Consider the following 12,918-nt stretch of genomic DNA (forward strand, 5'->3'; position numbering starts at 1 on the left):
CACGCAAAACTAACTGGGTAGTACACTTTAAATTGCTGTGCCGGATCTGGCAGTCAATAATTTACTTCAGGAAAAAACGCGGTCCCTGTAGGAGCCCGGCTTGCCGGCGAAGACATCCGTGAGATCGCCATCGCCGGCAAGCCGGGCATCTACATAAAGCGCTCGAAGCCTCTAACAAAATGGTCTCCACCACCGGGAGTCGAAAAATGCAGCGTTCCATTGCCACCGTGTCCTTGAGCGGTACCCTGCCGGAAAAACTCGAAGCCGTTGCCGCCGCCGGTTTTGACGGGGTGGAGATTTTCGAAAACGACCTTCTCTACTACGACGGCAGCCCGCGGGAAATCAGGCAGATGTGCGCCGATCTCGGGATCGCCATCACCCTGTTTCAACCCTTCCGGGACTTCGAGGGCTGCCGTCGCGATCGTTTGCCGCGTAACCTGGAACGGGCCGAGCGCAAGTTCGACCTGATGCAGGAACTGGGCACCGACCTGGTGCTGGTGTGCAGCAACGCCTCGGCCGATTCCATCGGTGATGAACAGATTCTCGTCGACGACTTGCGCCTGCTGGCTGAACACGCCGGCGCCCGTGGCCTGCGGATCGGTTACGAAGCGCTGGCCTGGGGCCGGCATGTGAACACTTGGCAACAGGTGTGGAACATCGTCCGTCAGGCAGATCACCCGAGTCTGGGCGTGTTGCTGGACAGTTTCCATACGCTCTCGCTCAAGGGCGACCCGAGCGCCATCGCCGACATTCCCGGCGACAAGATTTTCTTTGTGCAAATGGCCGACGCGCCAATCCTGGCCATGGACGTGCTGGAGTGGAGCCGGCATTTCCGTTGTTTTCCGGGCCAGGGCGAATTCGATTTGCCAGGGTTCCTCGCACCGATCATCAAGAGTGGCTACACCGGGCCGTTGTCGCTGGAAATCTTCAACGATGGTTTTCGTGCTGCACCACCCCGGGCCAACGCCGCCGATGGTCTGCGTTCCTTGCTCTATCTGGAGGAGAAAACCCGCGAGCGGCTGGCGCAGGATGATGCCAAACCCGCGGCCAACCTCGATATCCTGTTCGAGACACCTGAAGCCTGCGAATACAACGGCATCGAATTTCTCGAGTTCGCCGTGGACGAAAGCCTTGGGGCCAAGCTATCCCATTGGCTGCAGCGTCTGGGTTTCGTCAAGGCCGGGCAACACCGCTCCAAGAATGTGAGTCTGTTGCGTCAAGGGGATATCAATCTGATCCTCAACGCCGAGCCCTATTCGTTCGCCCACAGTTTTTTCGAAGCTCACGGTCCATCGCTGTGCGCCACCGCTGTACGGGTCAAGGACAGCGCCAGCGCGCTGGCCCGGGCCGTGGCTTACAAGGGTCAACCGTATCGCGGACTGGTCGGCCCCAACGAACTGGAGCTGGCCGCCGTACGCGCGCCGGATGGCAGTCTGATTTATCTGGTCGACCAGGACGCCGACGTCTATGGCACCGATTTCAATCTGCAACCTGCCGCCGTGGCCAGCGGCGGTCTCAAGCGCATCGACCACATGGCCATGGCGTTGCCGGCCGACAGCCTCGACAGTTGGGTGCTGTTCTACAAGAGCCTGCTGGATTTCGAAGCGGATGATGAAGTGGTACTGCCCGACCCGTATGGCCTGGTGAAGAGCCGGGCGTTGCGCAGCCGGTGCAGCTCGATCCGCTTGCCGCTGAATATTTCCGAGAACCGCAACACCGCGATTTCACACGCGCTGTCGAGTTATCGCGGCTCCGGCGTGCATCACATCGCTTTTGATTGCGACAATATCTTTGCCGAGGTCAGTCGTGCGAAAGAGGCCGGTGTACCGCTGCTGGATATCCCCCTCAATTATTACGATGACCTGGCAGCACGCTTCGATTTCGACGACGAGTTTCTCAGCGAACTGGCGTATTTCAACGTGCTTTACGATCGCGATGCCCAGGGCGGTGAGCTGTTCCATGTGTACACCGAACCCTTTGAAGGACGGTTTTTCTTTGAAATCATCCAGCGCAAGAATGGCTATGCGGGTTACGGTGCGGCGAACGTGGCAGTTCGGCTGGCGGCCATGGCCAAATCGCGAAGCGGTGCCATCCGTCAGGCAAAGTTGTAGGAAATTCGTAAACGCGAGGTCAAACCGCTGTCGCACGGCTTCCTTCACTGTGCGGCGCGGCCCATAATCGCCAGCCTGTGCAGTGATGGCCGTGAGCCCGCAATGACAATAACTTCAGAACTCTCCGCAGCGCCCGACGAACCAATTGCAGAGCCTCGCAAGAGTCGCAAGAACAACCCGGAAAAGACCCGAGAGAACATTCTTCAAGAAGCCATTGTCGAGTTCGTCCAGCAGGGGCTTTCCGGTGCTCGCGTCGATGCGATCGCTGAGCGCATCCACACCTCCAAGCGCATGATCTATTACTACTTCGGCAGTAAGGAACAGCTCTACGTCGAGGTACTGGAGAAACTCTACGGCGATATTCGCAGCACCGAAAACCGTCTGCACCTGGCGGAACTGGCGCCGGTGGAGGCGATTCGGCGGCTGGTCGAGTTCACGTTCGATCACCATGATCGCAACGTCGATTTCGTGCGTATCGTCAGCATCGAGAACATTCACAACGCCGACTATGTGAAGCGCTCCGATGCGATCAAGGCGATGAACAACACCATCCTCGATTCACTGGGCGAGATTTTGCGTCGCGGGGTCGAGGAGGGCGTGTTCCGTGCAGGGCTAGAGCCGTTGGATGTGCACCTGCTGATCAGTTCGTTCTGCTTCTATCGCGTGTCGAACCGCCATACCTTCGGTGAAATCTTTCAGATCGACCTGCCGGATGAAGGCATCAAGCAGCGGCATCGGGAGATGATTTGCGAGTCGGTTTTGCGATACCTGCAGGCCTGACGCCTTCGCGGGCAAGCCTCGCTCCTACCGTTCTAGGTGAACCTGTAGGAGCGAGGCTTGCCCGCGAAGTTTTTTAGCCATTCATGCTCTGAAAATGCGCCAGCATCCGTTGCGCATCCGGCACTACGCCGCTGAACAATTCAAACGCCTTCACCGCCTGAAACACCGCCATGCTGCCGCCATCCAGCGTCCGGCAGCCCAAGGCGCGGGCGTTGCGCAGCAGTTCGGTTTCCAACGGGAAATAAACGATTTCCGCCACCCACAGCTCACCTCGCAACAGCTCCACAGGCACTGGTGTGCCCGGCAGTTTTTTCATGCCCATGGGCGTGGTGTTCACCAGGCCGTCGGCCTCGGCCAGGGTGTCCTGCAAATCATGCCCGGCGACCGCGCGGCCAGCACCGAAGTGTTGATTGAGGTTGTTCGCCAGCGACTGCGCGCGGCTGGTATTCACATCAAAAATGCTTAGCAGCTGTACGCCTTCGCTCAGTAACGCATGGGCCACCGCTGCGCCTGCGCCACCTGCGCCCATTTGCACGACGCGTTCAAGGGCAACGCCCTGCAAGCCACGGCGAAAACCTTCGGCAAAGCCCAGGCAATCGGTGTTGTGGCCAATGCGTTTGCCGTCCTTGAGCACCACTGTGTTGACTGCGCCGATGCCGCGGGCTTCCGGCGACAGTTCGTCGAGCAGCGGGATGATGGTCTGTTTGCATGGAAAAGTGATGTTCAGACCGGTGAAGTTCATTCGCTCGGCGGCCATCAACAGGTCGGGCAAGGCACTGCTGTCGAGTTTCAACGGGTCGAGATCGATCAGGCGATAGAGGTAGCGCAAACCCTGTGCATCGCCTTCATGCTCGTGCAGTGCCGGGGTGCGGGAAGCCTGGATGCCGGCACCGATCAGTCCGGCCAGTACAGCTTTGTTCTGAGTCATGGCGCTCACCCCTTCAGCCGCAGGCTGAAATGTTCCAGCGCCAGGCGATAACCGTGGCTGCCGAAACCGGCCATTACGGCGGTGGCAATGGCTGAAACGAAGCTGTGGTGCCGGAATGGCTCGCGGGCATGGACGTTGGAGAGGTGGACTTCGATCACCGGCAGTTCGCTGGCGACCAGGGCATCGCGGATCGCAACCGAGGTGTGTGTCCAGGCCGCCGGGTTGATGACGATTCCAGCGCAACGGCCGCGGGCGGCGTGAATCCAGTCGAGCAGTTCGCCTTCATGATTGGTCTGGCGAAATTCCACCGCCAGCCCGAACTCTTCGGCGGCACGTGCGCACAACGACGAAATGTCGGCCAGGGTCTCGTGACCGTATGTCGCCGGCTCACGGGTGCCGAGCAGGTTCAGATTGGGGCCGTTGAGCACCAGAACGATAGGGGCCATCAGGGTCTCTCCACTTATTGTTTTTGGAATCGGCCAAGTGCTTCGGCCTGTGGAGATAAAATGTACTAGCTGGTTAGTTTGGTCAATTGAAGAGGAGGCGCGGCGGTTTTTTGTGTGCGGTGATCGGACGGGCGCAAAAGATCGCTGCCTGCGGCAGCTGTATTTGAAATACATTCCCCTGTAGGAGCTGCCGCAGGCTGCGATCTTTTCAGCGCGGGAGATGTTCAACGAGGAAGTCGATGAAAGCCCTCAATCGCAGCGGTACATGACGACTCTGGGGGTAGAGCAGGGTGAACGGCCGTGAGCGCCCGCCATAAGGCTTGAGCACTTCCACCAGCGAGCCATCGGCCAGTTCGTTTTCGACAATGAAGCGATAAGTCTGAAACAGCCCCGCCCCGTGTTTGGCCAGAGTCACGCCACCCAGCACGTCGTCGGAACAACAGAGGCTGCCCTCGGCAAGCATTTCTCGCTGCACGCCATCATCGTTGAACAACCAGGCAATGCGCCGGCCACTGCTGGGCAGTTCGTACTGAATGCATTCATGCTGTTGCAGGTCGTCGAGGGTTTGCGGGATGCCGGCACGTTTCAGGTAATCGGGACTGGCGATCATTACCAACGCTGCGTCTTCCAGGTGTCGGGCGATGAGGCCGGAATCCGGAATCGCCCGCACACGGATGGCCATGTCATAGCCTTCGCCAACGAAATCGATGTTGCGATTGCTGATGTGCGACTCGACTTTCACCGCCGCAAAGCGCTCCCGAAACGCTGGCAGCAACGGCAGGATGCGGTGATGGGCATAAGTGGTGGGAATACTGATGCGCAAGGTGCCGGAAGGCTCCTGCTGCTGGCCCATGACCTCGCGCTGGGCCTCGACCAGTTGCGCCAGCGCCTGGCGACACTCTTCGTAATAGCGCCGGCCACTGTCGGTCAGTTTTACGCTGCGAGTGGTGCGCGCAAACAGCCGCACGCCCAGGCGTTCCTCCATGCGCGACACCGATCGGCTCACGGCTGCCGGCGTCACACCGGCCACCAGCGCAGCAGCAGTGAAGCTACCGGCCTCGGCGGCCAGGCAAAACAGCTCGATGCTGCCCAGCTGAAGATCGTCGAACTGTCGCTGCATGATTGATTACACCGGGGATCAAATGGAGTGATTGGCTCTTTGTTTATCAAATCCCGACACACAAATACAGGCCGACTGGACCGGCAGCCCGGTTCGGGCAAATCGGCCCTTTGAGCGCCCACAAAAAAGCCGTCGTGATGACGGCTGATTCGTATGGGGCAATGGCAATCAACGCCGGGTCAACAACACCCCGGATTCCATATGATGGGTCCATGGGAACTGATCGAACATCGCGCAGCGAGTGATGCGATGGGTGTCGTGCAGTTGGGCGATGTTGGCCGCCAGCGTTTCTGGATTGCAGGAAATATAGAGAATGTTGTCAAAACGCCGGGTCAGTTCGCACGTGTCCGGGTCCATGCCCGCACGAGGCGGGTCGACGAAGACGCTACCGAATTCGTAGCTCTTGAGGTCGATGCCGTGCAGGCGGCGGAACGGGCGCACTTCGTTCAGGGCTTCGGTCAATTCCTCGGCGGACAGGCGCACCAGCGTGACGTTATCCACCGCGTTTTCGCTGAGGTTGCTCAGCGCCGCGTTGACCGAAGCCTTGCTGATTTCGGTGGCCAGCGCCTTGCGCACACGGGTCGCGAGCGGCAGGGTGAAGTTGCCATTGCCGCAGTACAGCTCCAGCAAGTCGTCAGTTCGATCACCCAGTGCGTCATAAGCCCAGTTGAGCATCTTCTGGTTCACCGTACCGTTGGGCTGGGTGAACGCGCCTTCCGGCTGGCGATAACTGAAAGTGCGGCCACCGACTTCCAGTTTCTCGACCACGTAGTCATGACCGATGACTTCGCGCTTGCCCTTGGAGCGGCCGATGACGCTGACATTCAGCTCGGCTGCCAGTTTCGAGGCGGCTGCGTGCCAATGCTCGTCCAGCGGGCGGTGGTAGCACAGCGTGATCATTGCATCGCCGGCCAAGGTGGTCAGGAACTCCACCTGGAACAGCTTGTGACTCAGCGCCGCGCTACCTTGCCAGGCCGCTTTGAGCTGCGGCATCAATTGATTGATGCGCAGGCTGGCAATCGGAAATTCTTCGATCAGGATCGGCGTGCGTTTGTCTTCCTGGGAAAACATCGCGTAGTGACGCTCGCCGGCTTCGCGCCATAGGCGAAATTCTGCGCGCAGGCGGAAGTTTTTCAGCGGCGAGTCGAACACGGCAGGTTCTGGCGCATCGAACGGGGCCAGCAGATCACGCAGGCGCGTGACCTTTTCTTCGAGCTGAACGGCGTAAGCCTGGGTATCAAAAGTCATGCGTTGAACCAACCCAATTTGATCACGAACAGAATCGACAGGATCACCAGCGCCGAATTCAATTCACGGCCGCGACCGCACAGCAGCTTGATTGCGGTCCAGGAAATGAAACCGAAGGCGATGCCATTGGCGATGGAATAAGTGAATGGCATGGCCAGGGCAGTGACCACGACCGGTGCCGCAACGGTGATGTCGTCCCAGTCTATTTCGGCCAGGCCGGATGTCATCAATACTGCGACGAACAGCAGCGCAGGCGCGGTGGCGAACGCCGGAACGCTGGCGGCCAATGGCGAGAAAAACAACGCCAGCAGGAACAGAATCGCAACCACGACAGCCGTCAGGCCGGTGCGGCCACCGGCACTCACGCCGGCGGCGGATTCGATGTAGCTGGTTGTCGTTGAAGTCCCCAGCAAGGAACCGGCCATGGCTGCGGTACTGTCGGCGATCAGGGCGCGCCCCATTTTTGGCATGTGGCCATCCTTGCCCATCAGGCCGGCGCGCTTGGCCACGCCAATCAGGGTGCCGGAGTTGTCGAACAGGTCGACGAACAGGAAAGCGAAAATCACGCTGACCAGACCGATGTCCAGTGCGCCTTTGATGTCCAGTTGCAGGAAGGTCGGCGCCAGCGACGGTGGCATCGACATCACGCCGCCGAACGGGGTGAAACCCATTGCGATGGAGGCGATGGTCACCGCCAGAATACCGATCAGCACGGCGCCGCGAACCTTCAGGGCTTCGAGGGCGACGATCAGGGCAAAGCCCAGGGTGGCGAGGATCGGTGCCGGTTGCTTGAGGTCGCCGAGGCCGACCATGGTCGCCGGGTTTTTGACCACGATGCCGGCGTTGTGCAGGGCGATCAGCGCCAGAAACAGGCCGATACCGGCGGCAATGGCCGAACGCAGGGGCAACGGGATACTGTTGATGATCCATTCACGGATACGGAAGATCGACAGCAGGAAGAACATCACCGCCGAGATGAACACCGCTCCCAGCGCCACTTGCCAGGTGTGGCCCATGTTCAGGACGACGGTATAGGTGAAGAAGGCGTTCAAGCCCATGCCCGGGGCGAGGGCGATCGGGTAGTTGGCGATCAGGCCCATCACGGTGGAGCCGATGGCGGCTGCCAGGCAAGTCGCGACAAACACCGCACCCTTGTCCATGCCGGTCTCGCCAAGGATGCTCGGGTTGACGAACAGAATGTAGGCCATGGCCAAAAAGGTCGTGACGCCCGCCAGAATCTCGGTTCGCACGTTGGTGTTGTGTGCCTTGAGTTGAAACAGCCTTTCCAGCATGTCTGCTCCCCGTGGCGCGCCAGGCGCCGTGAATGTATCGACCTCAATAGCAAAGCACAGACCATTGCAGGCGCCCGGTAATTTGCTGTAGGTCGGAAAAAGCCGCGCATCATACCAGCAGTGTGGGGTTATGACTGCTAATGGCTGCGATCGTCGTCGATGTTTTGCGCTAAAGCCAAGTGAGCCATACTGCGCGCCGGTTTTGGGGGACTTATGCATTGCATGAGAAAAGAGTTGGTAATCGGGTTCGGACTATTGATGGCAGTGTTTTCGGGCGCGCAGATCGCTTCGGCTGCCTCGGCGCCGCCGTTGAGTCAGGTAAAGCTGCTCAAGGTCGAGTCGCCGGGCTGTGGTTTTGAAAGCATTGCACCGGGACAGGAGCAGACACGCTGCAATCACAGTGGAGCGAACATCAGGGTCTACGTGCTGGAAGTCGGCTACGGTCGTGGGGCGCAGGTAGGGCTGGACGGGTTTGAAGTGAACGGCACCCGGACCCCGATCTGTGCCTTTGATAATGGCAACCTGACCGAATGCACCGTAGGGAAAAAAACCGTCGGTTATTTGTATGTCTTCGATCTGGCAGGTAAACAGGAGGGAACGTTCACCTTCAGCAATACCTCGATCAATGCCCCGGGCAACACCCTGTCGACGCAGCTTTACATCAAGTAACGGCAGGCTCGAACGAGAGCCAGGAAAGCTGACTACGCTTCAAGGATCACTCAGCGGACTGCGGCCATGACCTTTAGAGCTCTGATTACCCTCGCCGAGGGCATCGATGACCTGCAAGCAGTGACTCTGATCGATGTGCTGCGTCGTGCCAAAGTTGAAGTGGTGGTGGCCAGCATCGAGGGGCGGCGCATGCTCACCTGTGCCCGTGGCACCCGAGTGACGTCCGATGCGATGCTGGTGGACTTGCTGGCCCAGCCGTTCGATCTGATCGTGCTCCCCGGTGGCGCCGTGGGTGCGCAACATCTGGCGGCCCATCAACCCTTGCAACAATTGGTCAAGGATCAGGCGGCGGCCGGGCGTCTGTTCGCCGGCATCGCCGAGGCCCCGGCACTCGCGCTGCAAGCCTTTGGTGTACTGCGCCAACGACGCATGACCTGCCTGCCATCGGCCAGCCATCAACTGGCGGGTTGCAACTTCATCGACCAGCCGGTGGTCGTCGACGGCAACTGCATCACCGCCCAGGGCTCGGGCGCCGCACTGGCGTTTGCCCTGACGCTGGTGGAACAACTCTGCGGCAAAGCCACGCGGACTACGGTGGCGGGGGAGTTGGTGGTCTAGCGGTTGTCAGGCGTGGACGGCAATGGGTTGGATCACTGGTTGCTCACGATGCTCGGCTTGCCAGAGATCGTAGTCGGTTTGAACCCCTAGCCACATGCGTGCCTTGCCAATTCCGGCCCGCTCCAGACGTACTGCCAGATCCGGACTGATCGGTGCGTGGCCATGCAGTACCCGTGATAGATGCGGACGCGCAAACCCCAGGTGCCGGGCCAGCTCTGTGACGCTGATGCCCAGCTCGGGCAATATATCCGTCAATAGTGTTTCGCCAGGGTGTGGCGGGTTGTGCATGGGCATGTCCTGCCTCCTGTCAGTGGTAGTCCAGGTAGTCGACCAGCTCGATATCCGAACCTGAAAAACGAAAAATAACGCGCCAGTTTCCTGAAACGCTCAAAGACCAGTACTCAGCCAGCTCTCCCCGCAGTGGATGTAGCCGCCATCCTGGAAGATCGAGGTCACCGGGTATTTCTGCGCGATCCATAAACTGCAACATGCGAGCCAGACGCTTCGCATGATCTGCTCGAATCCCACGAGTCGAACCGGTTTCAAAGAAGCCGCGAAGGCCTTTGTGCTGAAAGGATTTGATCATGGGTGGAGTGTAAGGCGATACATTACACCTGATGCACTATCCATGTATTGCCAAATTTGTGTTTGGCAACTGCCTCAGGCTTTGGCTTCTTCCACCGGCACATGCATGCGGTCGCGGTGGGCCAGGGTCGGGAACAGTTTGATCCAGACCCCGGTCACCACCAGCGTGCCGATGCCGCCCATGACCACCGCCGGCACAGTGCCGAACCAATGGGCGGTCAGGCCGGATTCAAACTCGCCCAACTGGTTCGAGGCACCGATGAACAGACCGTTCACGGCGCTGACCCGGCCGCGCATCTCGTCCGGGGTTTCCAATTGCACGAACGAGGCGCGAATCACCATGCTGATCATGTCCGCTGCGCCCAACACCACCAGTACCGCGAGGGAAAACCAGAAGGAGGTCGACAGGCCGAACGCAATAGTCGCCACGCCAAAGACGCCCACCGCGGTGAACATCACTCGCCCGACCTTGCGATCCACGGAAAACCGCGCCAACCAAAGCGACATCAGCAGCGCCCCCACCGCCGGGGCCGAACGCAACAGGCCCAGGCCCCACGGGCCCGTCAACAGAATGTCCTTGGCGAACACGGGCAGCAACGCCGTCGCGCCACCGAGCAGGACCGCAAACAGATCCAGGGAAATGGCCCCGAGGATATCCGGACGGCTACGAATGAAGCGAATGCCTGCCAGCAACGAATCCAGGGTGGCCTTGCCCTTGTTCAGCGGTGTTTGCCGGCCGGGCAGGTTGAGCATCAGCGCACAGGCGATGACGTAGATGATCACGGTCGGTCCATACACCCAGACACTGCCGAAGGCGTAGAGCAAACCGCCGAGGGCCGGGGCGACGATGGTCGCCGATTGTTGGGCTGACTGAGCGGCGGCGACGGCGCGGGGGAACAGCGCGCTGGGCACGATGCTCGGCAGCAGGGCCTGGGTGGTCGGCATCTCGAAGGAGCGTGCGGCACCCAGCAGGAACGCGAGGACGAAGATCATTTCCCGGGTGACATGGTCGGTCGCACTGCCGATGGCCAGTGACAGGGCGATCAGGGCTTGCAGGGATTGGCAGATTGCCGCGACCTTGCGCCGGTCATAACGGTCCGCGACATGCCCGGTGTGCAGCATGAACAGCACCCTGGGGGCAAATTCCACCAGACCGACCAGGCCCAGGTCGAGCACGTTGCCGGTCAGCTGATACAGGTTCCAGCCAATGGCCACGGTGAGCATCTGAAAGCCGCTGGCGGTAAATACCCGAGCCAGCCAGAACGCGATGAAAGGGCGGTGATGGCGTAACAGCAAGGGGGCTTGGCTGGGCATCTGAAGGCAAATCTGAGCGGGGGAGGGGCGAGATTATCACCAACCTGTAACCAAAAGTTGCAGAGTTGGAAGTTTTAGTTAGCTAGACACCGATTCCGAATTTATCGCTGGTCCGGAATGTTCAGTGAGGCAACCTGTCACGCGGCAAAAGACCACAGCGTCCATCGTCAAAAAGCGGACTACTCTTTCCACGTTGCTTGATCCAGATCAAGACCCTTGGTGGAAATGATCCGGCGGCCAAATGGCCAGACTCCCTACGTTGTGATGTTTGCAAAAAAAGAACGAATTCAAATTCGCCACACTCCATATCCGTGGGGGCAGTGGGTGCAGGCCGAAGGCCTTCAGCCGGTATCACCTGACAGAGGAAGACTTATGTTCGGTTTGGAGGCACTTGATCTCGCCCGAATTCAATTCGCGTTCACCATCTCGTTCCACATTCTGTTCCCGGCCATCACCATCGGCCTGGCGAGTTACCTGGCGGTGCTCGAAGGGCTGTGGCTGAAAACCAACAACAACACTTATCGCGATCTGTACCACTTCTGGTCGAAGATCTTTGCCGTCAACTTCGGCATGGGCGTGGTCTCCGGGCTGGTCATGGCCTACCAGTTCGGCACCAACTGGAGCCGCTTCTCCGACTTCGCCGGTGCCGTGACCGGGCCGTTGCTGACGTACGAGGTGTTGACGGCGTTCTTCCTCGAAGCCGGTTTCCTGGGGGTCATGCTGTTCGGCTGGAACAAGGTCGGGCGCAACCTGCACTTCTTCTCCACGGTCATGGTCGCCATTGGCACCTTGATCTCGACCTTCTGGATTCTTGCCTCCAATAGCTGGATGCAGACGCCGCAGGGTTACGAAATCGTCAATGGCCAGGTGATTCCGGTGGACTGGCTCGCGGTGATCTTCAACCCGTCGTTCCCCTACCGCCTGATGCACATGGCGACGGCAGCATTCGTTGCGACCGCATTCTTCGTCGGCTCCTCGGCGGCCTGGCACCTGCTGCGCGGCAAGGACAATCCGGCGATCCGCACCATGCTCTCGATGGCCATGTGGATGGCCCTGATCGTGGCACCCATCCAGGCAGTCATCGGTGACTTCCACGGCCTCAACACGCTCAAGCATCAGCCGGCGAAAATTGCCGCGATCGAAGGTCACTGGGAAAACCATGGCGATGAGCCGACCCCGCTGATCCTGTTCGGCTGGCCGGACATGAAGGAAGAGCGGACCAAATTCGCCGTCGAAATTCCGTACCTGGGCAGCCTGATCCTGACTCACTCACTGGATAAGCAAGTGCCGGCGCTCAAGGAATTCCCGCCTGAGGATCGGCCGAATTCGACCATCGTGTTCTGGTCGTTCCGGATCATGGTAGGTCTGGGCATGCTGATGATTTTCACCGGACTGTGGAGCCTGTGGCTGCGCAAAAGCGACAAGCTGTATACCTCGCGGGCGTTCCTGTACCTGGCGTTGTGGATGGGGCCGTCCGGCCTGATCGCGATCCTCGCCGGTTGGTTCACCACTGAAATCGGCCGTCAGCCGTGGGTGGTCTACGGCCTGATGCGCACGGCCGATGCCTCCTCCAACCACAGCTTCATGCAGATGAGCATCACCTTGGTCCTGTTCGTCGTGGTGTATTTCGCGCTGTTCGGTGCCGGTCTGGGCTACATGATGCGCCTGGTGCGCAAAGGGCCGAAGATCGACGAAGGCAAGGAAACCAATGAAGGTGGTCCAGGCCAGAAACGCACGCCGGCTCGTCCGCTTTCCGCTGCCGACGATGACGCCGATAGCAGCTCCAGCCTGACCAAGGAGATTTGAG

13 protein-coding genes are annotated in these 12,918 nt (G+C 59.6%); 5 read left to right on the forward strand and 8 right to left on the reverse strand.

The genetic code is table 11. The annotated features are described in order from the left end of the window. The first annotated feature begins 206 nt into the window (after positions 1–206). A complete protein-coding gene (quiC, locus tag F8N80_RS03505) occupies positions 207–2,111 on the forward strand; it encodes a 3-dehydroshikimate dehydratase QuiC (protein WP_150744061.1) in 1,905 nt (634 codons plus the stop codon). Between the two features lie 102 nt (positions 2,112–2,213). Then, complete coding sequence (locus tag F8N80_RS03510) at positions 2,214–2,891, forward strand: TetR family transcriptional regulator (RefSeq protein ID WP_150744062.1); 678 nt, start codon at positions 2,214–2,216, stop codon at positions 2,889–2,891. A 73-nt stretch (positions 2,892–2,964) separates the two neighbouring features. Here the strand turns inward: F8N80_RS03510 and F8N80_RS03515 are convergent, their stop codons facing one another. The 5 genes from F8N80_RS03515 to F8N80_RS03535 all read right to left on the reverse strand — a co-directional run bounded on the left by F8N80_RS03515 (position 2,965) and on the right by F8N80_RS03535 (position 7,925). Further along, positions 2,965–3,819 carry a shikimate dehydrogenase gene (locus tag F8N80_RS03515; RefSeq protein WP_150783222.1) on the reverse strand — a complete coding sequence of 285 codons (855 nt, stop codon included), beginning with the start codon at positions 3,817–3,819 and terminating at the stop codon, positions 2,965–2,967. Positions 3,820–3,824: 5 nt separating this feature from the next. Beyond that, complete coding sequence (gene aroQ / locus F8N80_RS03520; RefSeq protein ID WP_150744064.1) at positions 3,825–4,265, reverse strand: type II 3-dehydroquinate dehydratase; 441 nt, start codon at positions 4,263–4,265, stop codon at positions 3,825–3,827. Positions 4,266–4,473: 208 nt separating this feature from the next. Beyond that, on the reverse strand, positions 4,474–5,385 hold the full coding sequence (locus tag F8N80_RS03525) for a LysR family transcriptional regulator (protein WP_150744337.1): 912 nt from the start codon (positions 5,383–5,385) through the stop codon (positions 4,474–4,476). Between the two features lie 168 nt (positions 5,386–5,553). Then, a complete protein-coding gene (trmA, locus tag F8N80_RS03530; RefSeq protein WP_150744334.1) occupies positions 5,554–6,633 on the reverse strand; it encodes a tRNA (uridine(54)-C5)-methyltransferase TrmA in 1,080 nt (359 codons plus the stop codon). Next, positions 6,630–7,925: an NCS2 family permease gene (locus F8N80_RS03535; RefSeq protein WP_150783223.1), complete on the reverse strand. Its 1,296-nt coding sequence runs from the start codon at positions 7,923–7,925 to the stop codon at positions 6,630–6,632. Before F8N80_RS03535 ends, trmA begins: the two co-directional genes overlap by 4 nt. A 222-nt stretch (positions 7,926–8,147) precedes the next feature. On the opposite strand from F8N80_RS03535, the gene F8N80_RS03540 reads away from it, so the two are divergent. After that, a complete protein-coding gene (locus tag F8N80_RS03540) occupies positions 8,148–8,594 on the forward strand; it encodes a DUF4879 domain-containing protein (RefSeq protein WP_150744332.1) in 447 nt (148 codons plus the stop codon). A 66-nt stretch (positions 8,595–8,660) separates the two neighbouring features. After that, positions 8,661–9,212: a DJ-1 family glyoxalase III gene (locus F8N80_RS03545; protein ID WP_150744331.1), complete on the forward strand. Its 552-nt coding sequence runs from the start codon at positions 8,661–8,663 to the stop codon at positions 9,210–9,212. Positions 9,213–9,218: 6 nt separating this feature from the next. Here the strand turns inward: F8N80_RS03545 and F8N80_RS03550 are convergent, their stop codons facing one another. The 3 genes from F8N80_RS03550 to F8N80_RS03560 form a co-directional block, all read right to left on the reverse strand. Continuing rightward, positions 9,219–9,506, reverse strand: a complete 288-nt coding sequence (locus tag F8N80_RS03550; protein ID WP_150744330.1) for a HigA family addiction module antitoxin — start codon at positions 9,504–9,506, stop codon at positions 9,219–9,221. A gap of 13 nt (positions 9,507–9,519) precedes the next feature. After that, a complete protein-coding gene (locus tag F8N80_RS03555) occupies positions 9,520–9,798 on the reverse strand; it encodes a type II toxin-antitoxin system RelE/ParE family toxin (protein ID WP_150783224.1) in 279 nt (92 codons plus the stop codon). A 74-nt stretch (positions 9,799–9,872) separates the two neighbouring features. After that, on the reverse strand, positions 9,873–11,111 hold the full coding sequence (locus F8N80_RS03560) for an MFS transporter (protein ID WP_150783225.1): 1,239 nt from the start codon (positions 11,109–11,111) through the stop codon (positions 9,873–9,875). A 372-nt stretch (positions 11,112–11,483) separates the two neighbouring features. On the opposite strand from F8N80_RS03560, the gene F8N80_RS03565 reads away from it, so the two are divergent. Beyond that, positions 11,484–12,917 carry a cytochrome ubiquinol oxidase subunit I gene (locus tag F8N80_RS03565; RefSeq protein ID WP_150783226.1) on the forward strand — a complete coding sequence of 478 codons (1,434 nt, stop codon included), beginning with the start codon at positions 11,484–11,486 and terminating at the stop codon, positions 12,915–12,917. Position 12,918 lies beyond the last annotated feature (1 nt).

The organism is Pseudomonas fluorescens (assembly GCF_902497995.1).
Taxonomy (GTDB): domain Bacteria; phylum Pseudomonadota; class Gammaproteobacteria; order Pseudomonadales; family Pseudomonadaceae; genus Aquipseudomonas; species Aquipseudomonas fluorescens_BK.

Excerpts from the sequence above, each read along its gene's own strand:
- quiC (WP_150744061.1), top strand. The coding sequence starts at position 207 with ATGCAGCGTTCCATTGCCACCGTGTCCTTGAGCGGTACCCTGCCGGAA.
- F8N80_RS03510 (WP_150744062.1), top strand. The coding sequence starts at position 2,214 with ATGACAATAACTTCAGAACTCTCCGCAGCGCCCGACGAACCAATTGCA.
- F8N80_RS03515 (WP_150783222.1), bottom strand. The coding sequence starts at position 3,819 with ATGACTCAGAACAAAGCTGTACTGGCCGGACTGATCGGTGCCGGCATC.
- aroQ (WP_150744064.1), bottom strand. The coding sequence starts at position 4,265 with ATGGCCCCTATCGTTCTGGTGCTCAACGGCCCCAATCTGAACCTGCTC.
- F8N80_RS03525 (WP_150744337.1), bottom strand. The coding sequence starts at position 5,385 with ATGCAGCGACAGTTCGACGATCTTCAGCTGGGCAGCATCGAGCTGTTT.
- trmA (WP_150744334.1), bottom strand. The coding sequence starts at position 6,633 with ATGACTTTTGATACCCAGGCTTACGCCGTTCAGCTCGAAGAAAAGGTC.
- F8N80_RS03535 (WP_150783223.1), bottom strand. The coding sequence starts at position 7,925 with ATGCTGGAAAGGCTGTTTCAACTCAAGGCACACAACACCAACGTGCGA.
- F8N80_RS03540 (WP_150744332.1), top strand. The coding sequence starts at position 8,148 with ATGAGAAAAGAGTTGGTAATCGGGTTCGGACTATTGATGGCAGTGTTT.
- F8N80_RS03545 (WP_150744331.1), top strand. The coding sequence starts at position 8,661 with ATGACCTTTAGAGCTCTGATTACCCTCGCCGAGGGCATCGATGACCTG.
- F8N80_RS03550 (WP_150744330.1), bottom strand. The coding sequence starts at position 9,506 with ATGCCCATGCACAACCCGCCACACCCTGGCGAAACACTATTGACGGAT.
- F8N80_RS03555 (WP_150783224.1), bottom strand. The coding sequence starts at position 9,798 with ATGATCAAATCCTTTCAGCACAAAGGCCTTCGCGGCTTCTTTGAAACC.
- F8N80_RS03560 (WP_150783225.1), bottom strand. The coding sequence starts at position 11,111 with ATGCCCAGCCAAGCCCCCTTGCTGTTACGCCATCACCGCCCTTTCATC.
- F8N80_RS03565 (WP_150783226.1), top strand. The coding sequence starts at position 11,484 with ATGTTCGGTTTGGAGGCACTTGATCTCGCCCGAATTCAATTCGCGTTC.